Origin of the sequence: Paraburkholderia sp. SIMBA_027 (assembly GCF_046535315.1) — a bacterium.
GTDB classification, from domain to species: domain Bacteria; phylum Pseudomonadota; class Gammaproteobacteria; order Burkholderiales; family Burkholderiaceae; genus Paraburkholderia; species Paraburkholderia tropica.
In genome coordinates, this window is sequence record NZ_JAWRWY010000023.1 from 1 (window position 1) to 18,495 (window position 18,495).

The window sequence follows — 18,495 nt, forward strand, 5'->3', positions numbered from 1 at the left end:
TCATCGCGGCGTTGGAACGGACGACGTTCGCCACCTTCCTCACGCGGACGGAATTCGCGACGCTCGCCACCTTCGTCGCGGAGTTGGAACGGACGACGTTCGCCACCTTCCTCACGAGGACGGAATTCGCGACGCTCACCGCCTTCGTCACGGCGCTGGAACGGACGGCGTTCACCGCCTTCATCGCGGCGCTGGAACGGACGACGTTCGCCACCTTCCTCACGCGGCCGGAATTCGCGACGCTCACCACCTTCATCGCGGCGCTGGAACGGACGGCGCTCGCCACCTTCCTCACGCGGCCGGAATTCGCGACGCTCACCACCTTCATCGCGGCGCTGGAACGGACGGCGTTCACCACCTTCCTCACGCGGCCGGAATGGGCGACGCTCGCCACCCTCATCCCGGCGCTGAAACGACCGACGCTCATCCCCCTCGCCACGGCCGCGCGAGAACCCGCGCTCGCCGCGTTGATCGCCATCGGCGCGTCGCGGGGGACGCGCGTCGCCCTCGCGCGGCGCGCGCGGTTTCGACGACGCGCCTTTCGGCCCCGTCGACTGGGCAAAAGGCTTCGCCTCGGCCGGACGCACCGGTTTGCGCGCGGTCGTGGCGCCGCGGCGGACGGGGGCGCGTTCCGGGGTAGTCGGGCGCGGATGCTTGGCTGTCAGTTTGGCTCGCATGATTCCAGGTATTTCGATGTTGCTCGGTGTTGCATTCAGACTGCGATCGCGCGCAGCAATTCAGTTTCGACGCGGATTTGCAACCGGTTGTCGGAAAGTCCCGACCCGTCCAGCAGGAAAACGTCCTCGACGCGCTCGCCGAGCGTATTGATTCGCGCCGCCTGGACGCCAATCCGGTGCTCGGCCAGCACGCGCGCGATCGAATAGAGAAGGCCGGGCCGGTCATTCGCCGACACGGACAGGATGTAGTACTGGCCGCGCTCGTCGGCCCGCAGGTCGACGCGCGGCGTCACCGGGAAGGTGCGCGACAGGCGCGAGAGGCGGCCCTTGGACGGCTCCGGCAGCACATGGCTTTCGGCCGTCAGCCGCTCGGCGAGTTCCTGCTCGACGAGGTTCGCGATATCGCGATAATGCACTTCGTCCTCGGTATTCGCGACGATGAAGTTGTCCAGCGCGTAGCCGTGGCGCGTCGTGCTCACGCGCGCGTCCAGCACCGACAGGCCGCTGCGGTCGAAGTACGCGCACATCGTCGCGAACAGATCCGGACGGTCCTTCGCATAGACCAGCACCTGCAGCGCTTCGCCGACCGGCGACGGGCGTGCGCGCACGACGGGCGACGGTGTCTCCACGTGGCGGTACAGCACGCGCGTCTGCCAGGCGATGTCAGCGGCGTCGTGACGCAGGAAATAGCCCACGTCGAGCTTGTCCCAGAGCGCGCGATGCGCGTTTTCCGGGACGGTCTCCAGACGCAGCAGCGCGAGCGCCAGCTCCTGGCGCGTCTTCAGCTCGGAATGCGCGTCGGGCTTGGCGCCGCCGAGCACCGCGAGCGTCGCGCGGTAAAGGTCTTCGAGCAGCTTGCCCTTCCAGTTGTTCCAGACCTTCGGGCTGGTGCCGCGAATATCGGCGACCGTCAGCAGATAGAGCGCGGAAAGGCGGCGCTCCGTGCCCACGAGATCGGCGAAACGCTTGACCACTTCGGGATCGCTCGTGTCCTGCTTTTGCGCGACCTGGCTCATGGTCAGATGCTGCTCGACGAGCCAGACGATCAAGTCGGCGTCCTCGCGCTCGATGCCGTGTTCGCGGCAGAAGCGGCGCGCGTCGGCCATGCCGAGCTGCGAGTGATCGCCGCCGCGACCCTTGGCGATGTCATGAAACAGCGCCGCGACGTAAAGCACCCACGGGCGTTCGAAGTTGGCGATCAGCTGGCTGCAGAACGGGTATTCGTGCGCGTGTTCGGCCACGGCGAAGCGGCGGATGTTGCGCAGCACCATCAGAATGTGCTGATCGACCGTGTAGACGTGATAGAGGTCGTGCTGCATCTGCCCGACGATGCGGCGGAAATTGAGCAGATAGCGCCCGAGCACGCTCGTCTGGTTCATCAGCCGCATCGCGTGCGTGATGCCCGCCGGCTGACGCAGGATCTCCATGAACAGGCGGCGGTTTTCCGGGTCGCGGCGCCAATGCTGATCCATCGTGTCGCGCGCGTTGTACAGCGCGCGCATCGTGCGCGCCGACAGGCCCTTGACGCCGGGCACCTGTTCGTAGAGCAGGAAGGCTTCGAGGATTGCGTGTGGATCGCGCTCGAACACGTCGTCGGCGACGATTTCGAGCATGCCTTGCTTCTCGACGAAATGGTCCGAGAGCGTGCGCGTGATGCCGCTCGTGCTCGGGAACAGCTGGGCTTCGATGTTTTGAATCAGGATACTCGAGAGCTGCGTGACTGCCTTGGCCGCCCAGTAATAACGGCGCATGAGCTGTTCGCTTGCGCGCCGCGAGCTGCTGGCCTTGAAGCCGAAACTTTCGGCGACGGCGGTTTGCAGGTCGAACACGAGAATGTCCTGCCGACGCCCCGTGATGACATGCAGACGCGCGCGCAGCGTCTTCAGAAAGGTTTCGTTGCGGCGCAGTTCGCGCGCCTCGCGGCCGGTGATCAGGCCGCGCTGGTCGAGTTCCTTCCAGCTGCTGCCGAACGCCGCCGCTTCGGTCATCCAGAGAATCAGTTGCAGATCGCGCAGGCCGCCGGGGCTTTCCTTGACGTTCGGTTCGAGCGCGTAGGGCGTGTCCTGGAAGCGCGCGTGACGCTGGCGCATTTCGAGTACTTTCGCCTGGAAGAACGCGCGCGGGTCCATGGCGTCGCGATAACGCTGGGCGAAGTCGCCGAACAGCGTCGGGCTACCGGTCAGGCGGCGCGCTTCGAGCAGCGAGGTGCGCACGGTTACGTCGTTGGCCGCTTCCTCCAGACACTGCGAGACGCTGCGCACGCTGCTGCCGATCTCCAGCCCGAGATCCCACGCGAGTCCGATGAAGCGCTCGATGCGCGCTTCGAGCGGCGCGAGCGGTTCGTCGTCGGGGAGCAGGACCAGAATGTCGACGTCGGAAAACGGTGCGAGCTCGCCGCGACCGTAGCCGCCCACCGCGACGAGCGCGAGCGAGGCCGGCAGCTCGCACAGGCTCCACGCGCTGCGCAGCGTGTCGTCGGTGGTATGGGAGAGGGCGTGCATCAGCGTGTCGACGTTGGAGGCCGACTTGAACCGTTCGAGTAACTGGGCCTTGGCGGCCTTGTAATCGGACCTCAGCGACGACGTATCGGGTGCGGCGGCGAGAACGCTCATGAACTGGAACTGGACGATGGTTGGCGCACGGGGCGCGGTCGAAGGGGCAGGCCACCGGGGCCGGGCAGCCGCTGGCGCACGCGGGCGCCTTCACTGCATGTCTTGCCTGAACTGCTGCGAGCCGGTCGCTGGATGCGCGCCCGCCTTGCGGCTGCTGGATTACGGGGCCGGATGCGCGACGGCACGCTTTCCGGCGGACTGCTCATGATCGACTGTCGCTCGCTGCGTTGCGCGCTTCGTGCCACGGAATCGTCGATCAAACGTGGCCGGGACTGACGCGGCGGCCGCCCCGGGAAGGGCGCCGCCGCCGTGCGAACCCGCTCAGGCCGGGCTGCCCGCCATCTGCGCGACGATCGCCGGCTTGGCGGGCGTGCCCGCCGACACCGTCAGCACTTCGTAACCGGTTTCGGTCACGAGCACCGTGTGCTCCCATTGCGCCGACAGGCTGCGGTCCTTCGTCTTGACGGTCCACTGGTCCGGCATGGTGCGGATGTCACGGCGGCCGGCGTTGATCATCGGCTCGATCGTGAAGATCATGCCCGGCAACAGTTCGACGCCCGTACCGGCGCGGCCGTAGTGGAGCACTTGCGGCTCGTCGTGGAACACGGTGCCGATGCCGTGGCCGCAGTATTCGCGCACCACGCTGTAGCCTTGCGACTCGGCGTAACGCTGGATGGCATGGCCGATGTCGCCCAGATGTCCGCCCGGACGCACCTGGTCGATGCCCAGCCACATGCATTCATACGTGGTCTGCACGAGACGCTTCGCGAGAATCGAGCCTTCGCCCACGATGAACATGCGGCTCGTGTCGCCGAAATAGCCTTCCTTGATGACGGTGATGTCGATATTGAGCGTGTCGCCGTTCTTCAGCGCCTTGTCGCCCGGAATACCGTGACAGATCACGTCGTTGACCGAGGTGCAGATCGCCTTCGGGTAGGGCGGATAGCCGGGCGGCTGATAGTTCAGCGGCGCGGGCACGGTGCCCTGCACATTGGTCATGTATTCGTGACAAAGGCGGTCGAGCTCGCCGGTCGTCACGCCCGCGACGACGAACGGCGTAATGTAGTCGAGCACCTCGCTTGCCAGGCGGCAGGCGACGCGCATTTGCGCGATGTCGTGTTCGTTCTTGATCGAAATGGCCATGGTGTGCGCCCGAAAATGCAGTCGAATATCGAATTATCGCACCTAATCCCGGCGGTCGCTGGCCTATTGCTAATAGATGCGCGGTATACAGGCGGCCGCGGCCGGCGACGGCGAGGCTCGGGTTGCCGAGGGGGCTGTCGGTTCGGCATCCGCCTGCCGCCCACGTTTCGAGGGTAATAGCTGGCTTGAGTGGTGCTGATTTCGCGTGCTATAATCATCGGCTAAGTCGCTCCCCGTATTCTTTCATTCCCTGACTAACATGGGTGGAAGGTGTGGCGGGGTGCTGGCTGAGTCCGCAGTCGCCGCGGGCTCAGTTGATCAGTAGCAAGTCGTACCAGGCGGCATTTTTAAATCGCGAGCCGGCGCACCCAGGGTGTCGGGCGTTTATCCGCAAAAGCGGAGGGCGTCACGATACGGCAGCCGGCTTAAGACCCAAACCCTAGCGGAGAAATTCTCATGGCAGTTACCATGCGCCAAATGCTGGAAGCCGGTGTCCACTTCGGCCACCAAACGCGCTTCTGGAACCCGAAGATGGCCCCCTTCATCTTCGGTCATCGCAACAAGATTCACATCATCAACCTCGAAAAGACGCTGCCGATGTACAACGACGCACTGAAGTACGTGCGTCAGCTGGCATCGAACCGTGGCACGATCCTGTTCGTCGGCACGAAGCGTCAATCGCGTGACACGATCGCCCAGGAAGCGCAGCGCGCTGGCATGCCGTTCGTGAACGCACGCTGGCTCGGCGGTATGCTGACCAACTTCAAGACGCTGAAGGTTTCGATCAAGCGCCTGAAGGACATGGAAGCGGCTGTTGAGGCAGGCGAACTCGAAAAGATGAGCAAGAAGGAAGCGCTCCTGTTCGAACGCGAAATCGCCAAGCTGCAAAAGTCGATCGGCGGCGTGAAGGACATGGGCGGCATTCCGGACGCAATCTTCGTGGTCGACGTCGGCTACCACAAGATTGCCGTGACGGAAGCCAACAAGCTGGGCATCCCCGTCATCGCCGTGGTCGACACGAACCACTCGCCGGAAGGCATCGACTACGTCATCCCGGGTAACGACGACGCCAGCAAGGCAGTCGCGCTCTACACCGCAGGCGTGGCCGACGCGATCCTCGAAGGCCGTGCGAACTCGGTCAACGAAGTCGTCGCAGCCGCGCGCGGCAACGACGGCGACGACGAGTTCGTCGAGGTCAACTCGGAGGCGTAAGCTGCCCCGTGTCCGGCAAGAAAAGGGGGCTTTCCATAGGCCCCTTTTTTTTAAGCCGCGACTTTCGTCGCCGCGTCATCACCGCGGCACCGTAGTCCTGTAGAAGCAGCTGTAAAAAAGCGTTTCAGAACAGACTCGAACGGAAACGAATTCCAGCCGGCCGCATCGAAGCATGCGGCGCGGCGTGTACCAGACAGACTCAAGGAGCGAATGATGGCGGCAATTACCGCAAGCATGGTGGCAGAACTGCGCGCAAAGACCGACGCGCCGATGATGGAATGCAAGAAGGCGCTGACGGAAGCCGACGGCGATCTGGCGCGTGCTGAAGAGCTGCTGCGCGTGAAGCTCGGCAACAAGGCAAGCAAGGCAGCATCGCGCGTCACGGCTGAAGGCGTGATCGCTTCGTTCATCGGTGGCAATGCTGGCGCAGTCGTCGAACTGAACTGCGAAACCGACTTCGTCGCCAAGAACGACGACTTCCTCGCCTTCGCGAACACGGTGGCCGAACTGGTCGCCACGCAAAACCCGGCTGACGTCGCTGCCCTGTCGGCGCTGCCGCTGGAAGGCTCGACGGTCGACGCAGTGCGCCTCGCACTGGTCGGCAAGATCGGCGAAAACGTTTCGATCCGCCGTTTCGCGCGCTTCGAAACCGCCAACCAGCTGGCTTCGTACCTGCACGGCACGCGTATCGGCGTGCTGGTCGAGTACACGGGCGCGGAAGAGCAGGTCGGCAAGGACGTGGCAATGCACATCGCCGCGATGAAGCCGGTCTCGCTGTCGTCGGACGAAGTGCCGGCCGACCTGATCGCCAAGGAGCGCAGCATCGCCGAACAGAAGGCTGCCGAGTCGGGCAAGCCGGCTGAAATCGTCGCCAAGATGGTCGACGGCTCGGTGCAGAAGTACCTGAAGGAAGTCTCGCTGCTGAACCAGCCGTTCGTGAAGAACGACAAGCAGACGATCGAACAGATGCTCAAGGCGGCTAACACGTCGGTGCAGAAGTTCTCGCTGTTCGTCGTTGGCGAAGGCATCGAGAAGCGCCAGGACGACTTCGCTGCTGAAGTGGCCGCGCAAGTCGCTGCTGCAAAGCAGCAATAAGGGCCGCGCAGCCTTTAGCCGTATCGAGTCGTACCCGTATCAAAGTCTCATCGCAGTCCCGTAGTACGCCGCGGCGGCGCATTTCCGCCGCGGTGGGGCAGCGTAGCGACGCTCGATGTAGCGACGCCCGGCGAACTTGCCGGGCGCAGCGGTCTCCCGCTGTGCCCCGTGGCGCCAACTTTCGCTATTTCTGGTGGCGCTTGCCCCAAGTCGTATTTCACCCCTACAGTTTCAAGTTATTGCCCTTTGCGCGCGATCCTGGATACCTCCATGCCCACACCCGCCTATAAACGCGTCCTGCTCAAACTTTCCGGCGAAGCCCTCATGGGCGATGATGCCTTCGGCATCAATCGCGCCACGATCGAACGAATGGTGGCAGACGTGGCCGAGGTGGTGCGGCTCGGCACCCAGCTCGCAGTCGTGATCGGCGGTGGCAATATTTTCCGCGGCGTCGCGGGCGGCGCGGCCGGTATGGACCGCGCGACCGCCGACTACATGGGCATGCTCGCGACCATGATGAACGCGCTCGCGCTGCAGGACGCCATGCGTCACGCCGGTATCGAAGCGCGCGTGCAGTCCGCGCTGCGCATGGACCAGGTGGTCGAGCCGTACATCCGCCCCCGCGCGATCCGTCAGCTCGAGGAAGGCAAGGTCGTGATCTTCGCGGCCGGCACGGGCAACCCGTTCTTCACGACCGACACGGCCGCCGCCCTGCGTGGCGCCGAAGTGGGCGCGGAAGTCGTGCTCAAGGCCACCAAGGTCGACGGCGTCTATTCGGCCGACCCCAAGAAGGACCCGACGGCCACGCGTTACTCGACGATCAGCTTCGACGAGGCAATCGGCCGCAATCTGCAGGTGATGGACGCCACCGCTTTCGCGCTGTGCCGCGACCAGAAGCTGCCCATCCGCGTTTTTTCGATCGTCAAGCCGGGTGCGCTCAAGCGCATCATTCAAGGCGAAGACGAAGGCACGCTCGTCCACGTGTAAACTCTCGTTTCACACGAGATCGATTCTGGGCCGCGCCGCCCTTCATGCGCGCGGGCGGGCCCACACCGTAACAAAGGTTCGGAGGTATCAAAATGGCTGTGGCTGACATCAAGAAGGGCGTCGAGCAGAAGATGCAACGCTCGATCGACGCGTTCAAGAGCGATCTCGCGAAGATCCGCACGGGCCGCGCCCACACGGGCCTGCTCGATCACATCCAGGTCGACTACTACGGTTCGCCCGTGCCCATCTCGCAAGTGGCCAACCTCACGCTCGTCGACGCCCGTACGATCGGTGTGCAGGCGTGGGAAAAGAAGATGGTTCAGGTCATCGAAAAAGCCATCCGCGAGTCGGATCTGGGTCTGAACCCGGCCACGCACGGCGACCTGATCCGCGTGCCGATGCCCGCACTGACCGAAGAGCGCCGCAAGGAACTCACGAAGGTCGTCAAGAACGAAGGCGAAACGGCCAAGGTTGCCGTGCGTAACCTGCGTCGCGACGCCAACGAGCAACTGAAGAAGCTCGTGAAGGACAAGGAAATCTCGGAAGACGACGAGCGCCGTGGCGGCGACGACGTCCAGAAGCTGACGGACCGCTTCGTCACGGAAATCGACAAGCTCGTCCAGACCAAGGAAGCCGAGATCATGACGGTTTGAGGCCGCCAGGCTCTCATCCCGCCAGGGTTTCTCTTTCCTTATCGCAGTTATAGTCCGACGGCCATGACCTATACCAGCTCAACCGTTCGCGTGCCCGAAGTGGCGGCCGTGCCGCGCCACATCGCGATCATCATGGACGGCAATGGCCGTTGGGCGACGCAACGCCGCTTGCCGCGCGTCGCGGGCCACACGCGTGGCGTGGACGCCGTGCGTGCGGTCGTCGAGGGTTGCGTCGAGCGCGGCGTCGAGTACCTGACGCTGTTCGCCTTCAGTTCCGAGAACTGGCGGCGCCCGACCGACGAAGTCTCGTTTCTCATGCGCCTGTTCATCTCGGCGCTGGAGCGCGAGGTAGGGCGCCTGCACGCGAACGGCATTCGCCTGCGCGTGGTCGGCGACCTGTCGATGTTCAACGAGCGTATTCAGGATCTGATCCGCCGCGCCGAAACCAAGACGGCGCGCAACACGCGTCTGACGCTGACCATCGCCGCCAACTACGGCGGCCGCTGGGACATCCTTCAGGCCACGCGCAAGCTGGTCGAAGCCGCCGTGGCGGCGGGCGAACCGGTGCCGGTCACCGAAGACACGCTCGGCCAGTATCTCGCCATGAATTACGCGCCCGAGCCCGACCTGTTCATCCGTACGGGCGGCGAGCAGCGCGTGAGCAATTTCCTGCTCTGGCAACTGGCTTACGCAGAATTCTATTTCACCGATACGTTCTGGCCCGACTTCGATCGCGACGCGCTCAACCGCGCGATCGCGTCGTACACCGAACGTGAGCGCCGCTTTGGCCGTACCAGCGCGCAGCTCGAAACCCAGTCTCAGAACGCCGACTCCCTTTCATGCTAAAGACCCGTGTCATCACGGCGATCGTCCTGCTGGCCGTGCTTTTGCCGGTCACGCTGTTCGCGCCGGTGGCCGCCTTTGGCGTGCTGATCCATGTCGTGGTGGCGTTCGCCGCGTGGGAATGGGCGCGCCTGCTCAAGGCGGGCAAGGTCGGTTCGATCGTCTATGCGCTGATCGCCGCGCTCGCCGTGCTGGCGAGCGAGCGTCTCGCTTCGCCGCGTCCGCTGTTTCAGGCGGCCGGTATCTTCTGGATCGTCGCCGGGCCGTATGTGCTGGTGCGCAAACCGGTGCTCGCCGCGGGCGCCTGGCGCGCCTTCCTGCTGGCCGCCGGGCTCGTGATCTTCTGCGCCTGCTGGCATGCGCTGGTGCTCGCACGCACCTCCGGCGTGGCCTTCGTGCTGTCGCTGCTGCTGGTGGTCTGGCTGGCCGATATCGGCGCATACTTTGCCGGTAAGGCATTCGGCAAGCATAAGCTTGCGCCCGCCATCAGCCCCGGCAAGACCTGGGAAGGGGCCGTCGGCGGCTGGGCGGCCGTGATGATCGTCGCCGCTGCCGCGCTTGCGCTGCACGCGTTCGAACCCACGCTTTATTCGGCGCTGGCCGGCCAGCTTGGTCTGGGCCGCGCGTTCTTCGTGCTTACCGTGCTGGTCGCGTTCAGCGTGGTCGGCGATCTGTTCGAATCGATGCTCAAGCGCCAGGCCGGCGTGAAGGATTCGAGCGGCCTCCTGCCGGGTCACGGCGGAGTCCTCGACCGCATCGATGCGCTGTTGCCGGTGCTGCCGCTTGCCATGCTGCTGCTTGGCTAAAGGCGTTCGGCTAGAGAAATGGAAATGCAAAAACGACTCACCTTGCTCGGTTCGACGGGCTCGATCGGAGACAGCACGCTCGACGTCGTCGCGCGTCATCCGGACCGCTTCACGGTTTATGCGCTCACGGCGCACCGCAACGGCGACAAGCTCGTCGAACAATGTCTGCGTTTCGCGCCTGAAGTGGCCGTGGTCGGCGACGCCGCGACGGCTCAGGACGTCGAGCGCAAGCTGCGCGCGGCCGGTTCGAAGACCATTGTGACGCACGGCCCGCAGGCACTCATCGATGTCGCGAAGAGCGACGGCTGCGATACGGTGGTCGCGGCCATCGTCGGCGCAGCGGGCCTCGAGCCCACGCTCGCGGCGGCGCAGACCGGCAAGCGCATCCTGCTCGCGAACAAGGAAGCGCTCGTGATGTCGGGCGACATCTTCATGAACGCGGTGCGCGACAACGGCGCGGTCCTGCTGCCCGTCGACAGCGAGCACAACGCCGTGTTCCAGTGCTTGCCGCGTGAAGCGGCCATGCACGGCGGCGTGACCAAGATCATCCTGACCGCCTCGGGTGGCCCGTTCCGCACGCGCGAACCGTCGACGCTCGTCGACGTCACGCCGGAGCAGGCCTGCAAGCACCCGAACTGGTCGATGGGCCGCAAGATTTCGGTCGACTCGGCCACGATGATGAACAAGGGTCTCGAGGTAATCGAGGCGCATTACCTGTTCGATCTGCCGGGCGATCGCATCGACGTGCTGATCCATCCGCAGAGCGTGATCCACTCGATGGTCTCGTACGCCGACGGTTCGGTGCTCGCGCAACTGGGCAACCCGGACATGCGCACGCCGATCGCGCACGCGCTGGCGTATCCGGATCGCGTAGATTCGGGCGTCGCGCAACTCGATCTCGTGCAGGTCGCGACGCTTAACTTCGAGCATCCCGACTACACGCGCTTCCCGTGCCTCGCGCTCGCCATGAAGGCGCTGAACGAAGGCGGCGTGGCGAGCGCCACGCTCAATGCGGCCAACGAAATCGCGGTCGAGGCCTTCCTCAACCGCCGCATCGGCTTCATGGCCATCGCGCAGACGGTCGACGCCGTGCTCAACGCACTGCAGAATCGTCCCGCCACGAGCCTCGAAGTCGTGCTCGAAGCCGACGCCGCCGCGCGCCGCGCGGCACACACCATCATCGACAGCCTGCCGGTGCCGGCGTAAGGTCCGGCAGCGGGCCCAGCGGCGAGGCCGGGCGATCCCCGGCGCGCCGCTCCAGCACCAGCGTGCTGCTTCCAGCAGAGGAGGCGCTATGAATCTGCTCACCGAACTGGTGGCGTTTGTCGTTGCGATCGGCGTGCTCGTCGTCGTACACGAGTATGGTCACTATAGCGTCGCGCGCTTGTGCGGCGTTAAGGTTCTGCGATTCTCGATCGGCTTCGGCCGTCCGCTGCTGCAATGGGTCAGCAAAAAGACCGGCACCGAGTGGACGATCTCGGCGTTGCCGCTCGGCGGCTACGTGAAGATGCTCGACGAGCGCGAGTCTCCCGACACGATCGATGCGGCCGATCTGCCGCACGCGTTCAACCGTCAGCCGGTCAGCAAGCGTATCGCCATCGTGGCGGCCGGTCCGGTCGCCAACTTCATTCTTGCCATCGTGCTGTTCGGCGCGGTCTACGCGAGCGGCGTGACCGAGCCCGCGGCGATCGTGGCGACGCCGCCCGCGCAGTCGGCCGCGGCGCAAGCCGGTTTCCAGGGCGGCGAAACCATTCTCTCCGTGAGCAACGCCAGCGGCAGCCACACTGAACCCGTGCGTTCGTGGGCGGATCTGCGCTGGAAACTCATGTCGACGGCGTTCGAGCACGGCCGCGTGGTGCTCGCCGCGCGTGACGGCGCCAGCACCTACGATTTCCCGCTCGATCTCTCGCGTCTCACGAGTCAGGACCTCGACGACGACTTCATGTCGAAGCTCGGCCTCGAACCGGGCGGCGGCACGCTGCGCATCGCGGGCATCGAACCGGGCAGCGCGGCGCAGCGGGCGGGTCTGGAAAAGGGCGATCGTCTGCGCGCGATCGACGGTCGTCCCGTTGATAGCGCAAGCAGTTTCATCGCATATGTGAAGGCGCACGCGGGCAAGCCCGTGCAGTTGTCGATCGAGCGCGGCGGCGCCGTGCAGTCCGAGGTCGCGGATAGCGACGCGGACAATAATGCCGACGACAACGCCGGCGCCACCCGCGGCAATCCGTCGAACGCCGCGCCCTCGAAGCCGCAAACGCTCACGCTGAGCGTGACGCCGGCCGCGCAGCGCGACGAGGAAACGGGCAGCGAGGTGGGTCGCATCGGTGCGGCGCTGTCGGCGCAAGCGCCTTCGGTGGAGGTGCGCTACGGTCCGATCGAGAGCGCGCGGCTGGGTGCTTATCGCACGTGGGATATCGCGTTTTACTCGCTGCGGATGTTCGGCCGCATGCTCACGGGCGAGGCTTCGCTGAAGAATCTTTCGGGGCCGGTGACGATTGCTGACTATGCCGGCAAGAGCGCGCGGCTCGGTCCTTCCGCATTCCTGTCGTTCCTCGCCCTTGTCAGTATTAGCCTGGGCGTACTCAACCTGCTCCCAATTCCCGTATTGGATGGGGGGCATCTGTTATATTATGCGGTTGAAGCCGTAACGGGCAAAGCCGTCTCGGACCGCTGGCAGCTCGTGCTGCAGCGAGCGGGACTTGCCTGCATCGTCGCGCTGTCGGCGATCGCGTTGTTCAACGATCTGGCTCGGTTAATCCATTTCTAAAGGTGTCTGGCGGCGTCCTAGGGCGGGCCGCCTGACCTGATGCAGCTATACATACTGGGGAAGCACGTTGTTTAGACCTCATCGCTTGGTTCCAAAAACGGTTGCGGCTGCGGCGATCGCCGCACATGGTCTCGTTGTCCACGCAGCGACGACGCCTTTTGTGGTACAGGACATCCGCATCGAAGGACTGCAACGCGTCGAGCCGGGCACGGTGTTCGCGTACCTGCCCATCAAGCAGGGCGATACCTTCAACGACGACAAGGCTTCCGAAGCCATCCGCGCATTGTATGCGACGGGCTTTTTCAACGACGTGCGCATCGCTACCGAAGGCGGCGTCGTGGTCGTCCAGGTGCAGGAGCGTCCCGCGATCGGCACGATCGACTTCGCCGGCATCAAGGAATTCGACAAGGACAACCTCACGAAGGCGCTGCGCGCAGTCGGTCTCTCGCAAGGCCGCTACTACGACAAGGCACTCGTCGACAAGGCGGAGCAGGAACTCAAGCGCCAGTACCTCACGCGCGGCTTCTACGCCGCCGAAGTGACCACCACCGTCACGCCGATCGACCGCAACCGCGTCGGTCTGCTGTTCTCCGTGGTCGAAGGTCCGAGCGCGAAGATCCGCCAGATCAACTTTATCGGCAACAAGGCATACAGCAGCGGCACGCTCCTGAGCGAAATGCAGCTGTCCACGCCGAACTGGTTCTCGTGGTACACGAAGAACGACCTGTACTCGAAGGAAAAGCTCACGGGCGACCTCGAGAACGTGCGCTCGTACTACCTGAACCACGGTTACCTCGAGTTCAACATCGACTCGACCCAGGTTTCGATCTCGCCCGACAAGAAGGACATGTACCTCACGATCGGGCTGCACGAGGGCGAGCCGTACAAGATTTCGGGCATTCATCTCGCGGGCAATCTGCTGAACCGCGAAGCCGAGCTCACCAAGCTAATCAAGATCAAACCGGGCGATACGTTCTCGGCTGAGAAGCTGCAGGCAACGACCAAGGCGATCGTCGACAAGCTCGGCGAATACGGTTACGCCTTCGCGACCGTCAACGCGCTGCCGCAGATCGACCAGGCGCATCACACGGTCGAACTCACGCTGCAGGTCGACCCGAGCCGCCGCGTCTACGTGCGCCGCATCAACGTGGTGGGCAACACCCGCACGCGTGACGAAGTCGTGCGCCGCGAAATGCGCCAGCTCGAAAGCTCGTGGTTCGATTCGAGCCGCCTCGCGCTCTCGAAGGACCGTATCAACCGTCTGGGCTACTTCACCGACGTCGACGTGACGACGGTGCCGGTGGAAGGCACGGCCGACCAGGTGGACGTCGACGTCAAGGTGGCCGAAAAGCCGACCGGCGCGATCACGCTGGGCGCGGGCTTCTCGTCCACGGACAAGGTGGTGCTCTCGGCGGGCGTGTCGCAGGACAACGTGTTCGGTTCGGGCACCTCGCTGTCGGTGAACGTGAACACCGCGAAGACCTACCGTACGCTCGCGGTCACGCAGGTCGACCCGTACTTCACGGTCGACGGCATCAAGCGCATCACCGACGTCTACTACCGCACGTATCAGCCGCTGTACTACTCGACTGATTCGAGCTTCCGCATCATCACGGCCGGTGGCGACCTGAAGTTCGGCATTCCGTTCTCGGAAGTCGACACGGTCTTCTTCGGCGTGGGCTTCGAGCAGGACCGCCTCGACGTCGACTCGTACACGCCGCAGAGCTACATCGACTACGTGAACCAGTTCGGCCGCGTGTCGAACAACGTGCCGCTCACGATCGGCTGGTCGCGCGACGCGCGTGACAGCGCGCTCGTGCCGAGCCGCGGTTACTTCACGCAGGCGAACGCCGAATACGGCACGCCCGCGGGCGCCACGCAGTACTACAAGGCCGACGTCCAGGCGCAGTACTATTACTCGTTCGCGCGCGGCTTCGTGCTGGGCATGAACTTCCAGGCCGGTTACGGTAACGGTCTCGGCGGCAAGCCGTACCCGATCTTCAAGAACTACTACGCTGGCGGTATCGGTTCGGTGCGTGGCTATGAACCGAGCTCGCTCGGTCCGCGCGACAAGACCACGAACGATCCGATCGGCGGCTCGAAGATGGTGGTCGGCAACATCGAACTCACGTTCCCGCTGCCGGGTACGGGTTACGACCGTACGCTGCGCGTCTTCACCTTCGTCGATGGTGGTAACGTCTGGGGCGACGAGGGTTCGAGCATCGGCTCGAACGGCCTGCGCTACGCCTACGGTGTGGGTCTTGCGTGGATCTCGCCGATCGGGCCGCTCAAGCTGAGCCTCGGCTTCCCGCTCACGAAACACGAAGGCGACCAGTATCAGAAGTTCCAGTTCCAGATCGGGACGGCATTCTGACGACGCGCACCGCCACAGGCAATTTCAGAAACGAGAGGATAACTTTGCTAACGGGATTGTTTTCCAGACGGACGATCGGGGCCATGACGCTGTCGCTGGCGATGCTCGCTCTCGGCACGGGCGCGGCCCATGCGCAGGAAGCGAAGATCGCGGCGGTCAACTCCGACCGCATCCTGCGCGAATCCGCCCCCGCGAAGGCCGCGCAGACCAAGCTCGAAGCCGAGTTCGCGAAGCGCGACAAGGACCTGCAGGACATGGCGCAGCGTCTGAAGACCATGTCGGACTCGATCGACAAGAACGGTCCGTCGATGTCCGCGACCGACCGCGCGCAAAAGCAGCGCGATCTGTCGCAGCTCGACAGCGACTTCCAGCGCAAGCAGCGCGAGTTCCGCGAAGACCTGAATCAGCGTCGCAACGAAGAACTCGCCGCGGTGCTCGACCGCGCGAACAAGGTCATCAAGCAGATCGCCGAACAGCAGCATTACGACCTGATCGTGCAGGAAGCGGTGTACGTCAGTCCGCGCATCGACATCACCGACCAGGTGCTGAAGGCGCTCGCAGCCAACAGCACCGGCAGCAACAGCAACTAAGGCAGGAGCAGCACGCGTATGGCATTTACGCTTGAGGAAATCGCCGGGCGGTTCGGCGGCGAAGTGGTCGGGAATCCGGCGCAACGCGTCGGCTCGCTCGCGCCGCTCGACCAGGCCGGTCCGCAGCAGCTGGCGTTCCTTGCCAATCCGAAGTATCTGTCGCAGGTGGATGCCACCCGCGCCGGCGCGGTCCTGATCAGCCCGAGCGATCTGGAAAAGCTCGCTTCGCGCGAGGGCCGCAACTTCATCGTCACACCCAATCCGTATGCTTATTTCGCGCGTGTCGCGCAGGCGTTCATCGACCTCGCTACGCCGAAAACGCAGCCGGGCGTGCACCCGAGCGCGCACGTCGACGCGTCGGCGAAGATTGCCGCAAGTGCGGTGATCGGGCCGAACGTCACGGTGGAAGCGGGCGCCGTGATCGGCGAGAACGTGCGCCTGGACGCGAATGTGTTCATCGGCCGCGGCACGCAGGTGGGCGAGGGCTCGCACTTCTATCCGGGCGTTACGGTCTATCACGGCTGCAAGTTCGGCGCGCGCGCGATCGTGCATGCGGGCGCCGTGATCGGCTCGGACGGCTTCGGCTTCGCGCCCGATTTCACGGGCGAGGGCGAGGCGCGCACGGGTAGCTGGGTCAAGATTCCGCAAGTTGGCGGCGTCACGATCGGACCGGACGTCGAAATCGGCGCGAACACGACGATCGACCGTGGGGCCATGGCCGACACGATCATCGAAGAGTGCGTGAAGATCGACAACCTTGTGCAGATCGGCCACAACTGCCGCGTCGGCGCTTACACCGTGATCGCGGGCTGCGCGGGTATCGCCGGCAGCACGAGCATCGGCAAGCACTGCATGATCGGCGGCGCGGTCGGCATCGCGGGGCACGTCACGCTGGGCGACTACGTGATCGTCACGGCGAAGTCGGGCGTCTCGAAGTCGCTGCCCAAGGCCGGCATCTACACGAGCGCCTTCCCGGCGGTCGATCACGCCGACTGGAACAAGAGCGCCGCGCTGCTTCGCAACATCGACAAGCTGCGCGACCGCATCCGCGCGCTCGAAGCCGCCCAGAAGCCGCAAGGCGACGCCTGAGCAGGCTCGGGCAAGAATCAAAGCAGTTTCGGGGCACCGGGCAGCGCGCCGCCATTCTTCATTTGCTAACTGTGTTGGCGGAGATAGGCGGCGCGCGGCCTGGCCGGCACGCAAAAGCCGGCGCCACGCGCGGGCGCCGTTTTTTGCGTGCCGCTTTGCGTTCCGGGCCTCGGGCCATCGGCCCCGGGGCAATCCGCATGCACGAAGCGCCGTGCGTGGCGCATACTGCGCCTCAGCGCGGGCCGTCGAGGTACGTCAGGCACTTCAGGCATCGCATCCGATAGTCACACGCGCAATTCCTGCGTGAGCAGAAACACCATGAACATCGAAAAACTCAACTTCGACATCCACAAGATCCTCACGCTGCTGCCGCACCGCTATCCGTTCCTGATGGTGGACCGGGTTATCGAGCTCGAGCCGCACAAGAGCATCAAGGCGTTGAAGAATGTGACGATCAACGAGCCCTTTTTCACGGGCCATTTCCCGCAGCGTCCGGTCATGCCCGGCGTGATGATTCTCGAAGCGCTGGCCCAGACCGCCGCGCTGCTCACGTTCTCGGAAGAGGAGCAGGACTTCGAGAACACGCTGTATTACTTCGTCGGCATCGACGGCGCGCGCTTCAAGCGCGTGGTGGAACCGGGCGACCAGCTCGTCCTGAACGTGACGTTCGAGCGCTACATGCGCGGCATCTGGAAGTTCAAGGCAGTCGCCGAAGTCGAAGGCTCGGTCGCCTGCGAAGCGGAACTGATGTGTACCGTCAAGAAAATGGACGCAGCGCAATAAGACGCGCCGCGCATTGCCGTCGCGCGCCGGGTGGCGCGCGGGCACGCTAACAGAATTCGGAGAGCCAGGACGAATGAGCAGGATCCATCCCACTGCGATCGTCGAGCCGGGCGCACAGGTCGATGAAACGGTCGAGATCGGCCCGTATGCGATCGTGGGCGCGAACGTCACCATCGGTGCGCGCACCAAGATCGGCTCGCACAGCGTGATCGAAGGCCACACCACGATCGGCGAAGACAACAGCATCGGCCATTACGCGTCGGTCGGCGGCCGCCCGCAGGACATGAAGTACAAGGGCGAACCCACGAAACTCGTGATCGGCAACCGCAACACGATCCGCGAGTTCACGACGCTGCACACGGGTACGGTGCAGGACACCGGCATCACCTCGATCGGCGACGACTGCTGGATCATGGCCTACGTGCACGTCGGTCACGACTGCCGTCTGGGCAACAACATCATCATGTCGAGCAACGCGCAGCTCGCGGGTCACGTGATCGTCGACGACCACGCGATCGTCGGCGGCATGACCGGCGTGCACCAGTTCGTGCGCATCGGCGCGCACTCGATGGTCGGCGGCGCCTCGGCGCTCGTGCAGGACGTGCCGCCGTTCGTGATCGCCGCCGGTAACAAGGCGGTGCCGCACGGCATCAACGTCGAAGGTCTGCGCCGCCGCGGTTTCTCGCCCGACGCGATTTCGGCGCTGCGCTCGGCGTACCGCACGCTCTACAAGAACGGTCTGTCGCTCGAAGAGGCGAAGGTGCAACTCGCCGAACTCGCCCAGGCGGGCGGCGACGGCGACACGCACGTGAAGGCGCTGCTCGATTTCGTCGAGCTGTCGCAGCGCGGCATCATCCGCTAAAC

General features: G+C 64.5%; 15 protein-coding genes. 13 read left to right on the forward strand and 2 right to left on the reverse strand.

Translation table 11 applies throughout. The features are described from left to right. Positions 1–712: 712 nt before the first annotated feature. A complete protein-coding gene (locus tag SB764_RS32965; protein ID WP_065060171.1) occupies positions 713–3,289 on the reverse strand; it encodes a [protein-PII] uridylyltransferase in 2,577 nt (858 codons plus the stop codon). 321 nt (positions 3,290–3,610) lie between these two features. Continuing rightward, positions 3,611–4,432 carry a type I methionyl aminopeptidase gene (gene map, locus SB764_RS32970; RefSeq protein WP_065060170.1) on the reverse strand — a complete coding sequence of 274 codons (822 nt, stop codon included), beginning with the start codon at positions 4,430–4,432 and terminating at the stop codon, positions 3,611–3,613. Positions 4,433–4,888: 456 nt separating this feature from the next. Here map and rpsB point away from each other — a divergent pair, with 456 nt between their 5' ends. From rpsB to lpxA, 13 genes are all read left to right on the forward strand, one after another. Beyond that, the gene (gene rpsB / locus SB764_RS32975; protein WP_065060169.1) at positions 4,889–5,644 is read left to right on the forward strand and encodes a 30S ribosomal protein S2; all 756 of its coding nucleotides are present in this window, start codon (positions 4,889–4,891) and stop codon (positions 5,642–5,644) included. Positions 5,645–5,857: 213 nt separating this feature from the next. Then, the gene (gene tsf, locus SB764_RS32980) at positions 5,858–6,739 is read left to right on the forward strand and encodes a translation elongation factor Ts (protein WP_065060168.1); all 882 of its coding nucleotides are present in this window, start codon (positions 5,858–5,860) and stop codon (positions 6,737–6,739) included. A 270-nt stretch (positions 6,740–7,009) separates the two neighbouring features. Continuing rightward, the gene (gene pyrH / locus SB764_RS32985) at positions 7,010–7,726 is read left to right on the forward strand and encodes a UMP kinase (RefSeq protein ID WP_027814826.1); all 717 of its coding nucleotides are present in this window, start codon (positions 7,010–7,012) and stop codon (positions 7,724–7,726) included. 92 nt (positions 7,727–7,818) lie between these two features. Further along, positions 7,819–8,379, forward strand: coding sequence for a ribosome recycling factor (gene frr, locus SB764_RS32990; RefSeq protein ID WP_065060167.1), 561 nt, complete (start codon positions 7,819–7,821; stop codon positions 8,377–8,379). A 63-nt stretch (positions 8,380–8,442) separates the two neighbouring features. Then, positions 8,443–9,225 (forward strand): polyprenyl diphosphate synthase, encoded by a 783-nt coding sequence (gene uppS / locus SB764_RS32995; protein ID WP_074984510.1) that lies wholly within the window; start codon positions 8,443–8,445, stop codon positions 9,223–9,225. Further along, complete coding sequence (locus SB764_RS33000; RefSeq protein ID WP_065060166.1) at positions 9,219–10,028, forward strand: phosphatidate cytidylyltransferase; 810 nt, start codon at positions 9,219–9,221, stop codon at positions 10,026–10,028. The genes uppS and SB764_RS33000 overlap by 7 nt, the downstream gene beginning before the upstream one ends. A gap of 24 nt (positions 10,029–10,052) precedes the next feature. Beyond that, positions 10,053–11,234: a 1-deoxy-D-xylulose-5-phosphate reductoisomerase gene (locus SB764_RS33005; protein ID WP_065060357.1), complete on the forward strand. Its 1,182-nt coding sequence runs from the start codon at positions 10,053–10,055 to the stop codon at positions 11,232–11,234. A gap of 88 nt (positions 11,235–11,322) precedes the next feature. After that, entirely contained in the window at positions 11,323–12,795 is a 1,473-nt protein-coding gene (rseP, locus tag SB764_RS33010) for an RIP metalloprotease RseP (RefSeq protein WP_110328457.1), read from the forward strand. 67 nt (positions 12,796–12,862) lie between these two features. Then, on the forward strand, positions 12,863–15,169 hold the full coding sequence (gene bamA / locus SB764_RS33015) for an outer membrane protein assembly factor BamA (RefSeq protein WP_065060164.1): 2,307 nt from the start codon (positions 12,863–12,865) through the stop codon (positions 15,167–15,169). A gap of 44 nt (positions 15,170–15,213) precedes the next feature. Beyond that, positions 15,214–15,759, forward strand: coding sequence for an OmpH family outer membrane protein (locus SB764_RS33020; RefSeq protein ID WP_074984514.1), 546 nt, complete (start codon positions 15,214–15,216; stop codon positions 15,757–15,759). 18 nt (positions 15,760–15,777) lie between these two features. Further along, the gene (lpxD, locus tag SB764_RS33025) at positions 15,778–16,848 is read left to right on the forward strand and encodes a UDP-3-O-(3-hydroxymyristoyl)glucosamine N-acyltransferase (protein WP_065060162.1); all 1,071 of its coding nucleotides are present in this window, start codon (positions 15,778–15,780) and stop codon (positions 16,846–16,848) included. A gap of 318 nt (positions 16,849–17,166) precedes the next feature. Next, entirely contained in the window at positions 17,167–17,631 is a 465-nt protein-coding gene (gene fabZ, locus SB764_RS33030) for a 3-hydroxyacyl-ACP dehydratase FabZ (protein WP_065060161.1), read from the forward strand. Positions 17,632–17,704: 73 nt separating this feature from the next. After that, positions 17,705–18,493, forward strand: a complete 789-nt coding sequence (lpxA, locus tag SB764_RS33035) for an acyl-ACP--UDP-N-acetylglucosamine O-acyltransferase (RefSeq protein ID WP_065060160.1) — start codon at positions 17,705–17,707, stop codon at positions 18,491–18,493. Positions 18,494–18,495: the final 2 nt, after the last annotated feature.

What these genes read in the sequence shown, in the direction of transcription:
- SB764_RS32965 (WP_065060171.1), bottom strand. Translation starts at nt 3,289, where the DNA reads ATGAGCGTTCTCGCCGCCGCACCCGATACGTCGTCGCTGAGGTCCGAT.
- map (WP_065060170.1), bottom strand. Translation starts at nt 4,432, where the DNA reads ATGGCCATTTCGATCAAGAACGAACACGACATCGCGCAAATGCGCGTC.
- rpsB (WP_065060169.1), top strand. Translation starts at nt 4,889, where the DNA reads ATGGCAGTTACCATGCGCCAAATGCTGGAAGCCGGTGTCCACTTCGGC.
- tsf (WP_065060168.1), top strand. Translation starts at nt 5,858, where the DNA reads ATGGCGGCAATTACCGCAAGCATGGTGGCAGAACTGCGCGCAAAGACC.
- pyrH (WP_027814826.1), top strand. Translation starts at nt 7,010, where the DNA reads ATGCCCACACCCGCCTATAAACGCGTCCTGCTCAAACTTTCCGGCGAA.
- frr (WP_065060167.1), top strand. Translation starts at nt 7,819, where the DNA reads ATGGCTGTGGCTGACATCAAGAAGGGCGTCGAGCAGAAGATGCAACGC.
- uppS (WP_074984510.1), top strand. Translation starts at nt 8,443, where the DNA reads ATGACCTATACCAGCTCAACCGTTCGCGTGCCCGAAGTGGCGGCCGTG.
- SB764_RS33000 (WP_065060166.1), top strand. Translation starts at nt 9,219, where the DNA reads ATGCTAAAGACCCGTGTCATCACGGCGATCGTCCTGCTGGCCGTGCTT.
- SB764_RS33005 (WP_065060357.1), top strand. Translation starts at nt 10,053, where the DNA reads ATGCAAAAACGACTCACCTTGCTCGGTTCGACGGGCTCGATCGGAGAC.
- rseP (WP_110328457.1), top strand. Translation starts at nt 11,323, where the DNA reads ATGAATCTGCTCACCGAACTGGTGGCGTTTGTCGTTGCGATCGGCGTG.
- lpxD (WP_065060162.1), top strand. Translation starts at nt 15,778, where the DNA reads ATGGCATTTACGCTTGAGGAAATCGCCGGGCGGTTCGGCGGCGAAGTG.
- fabZ (WP_065060161.1), top strand. Translation starts at nt 17,167, where the DNA reads ATGAACATCGAAAAACTCAACTTCGACATCCACAAGATCCTCACGCTG.
- lpxA (WP_065060160.1), top strand. Translation starts at nt 17,705, where the DNA reads ATGAGCAGGATCCATCCCACTGCGATCGTCGAGCCGGGCGCACAGGTC.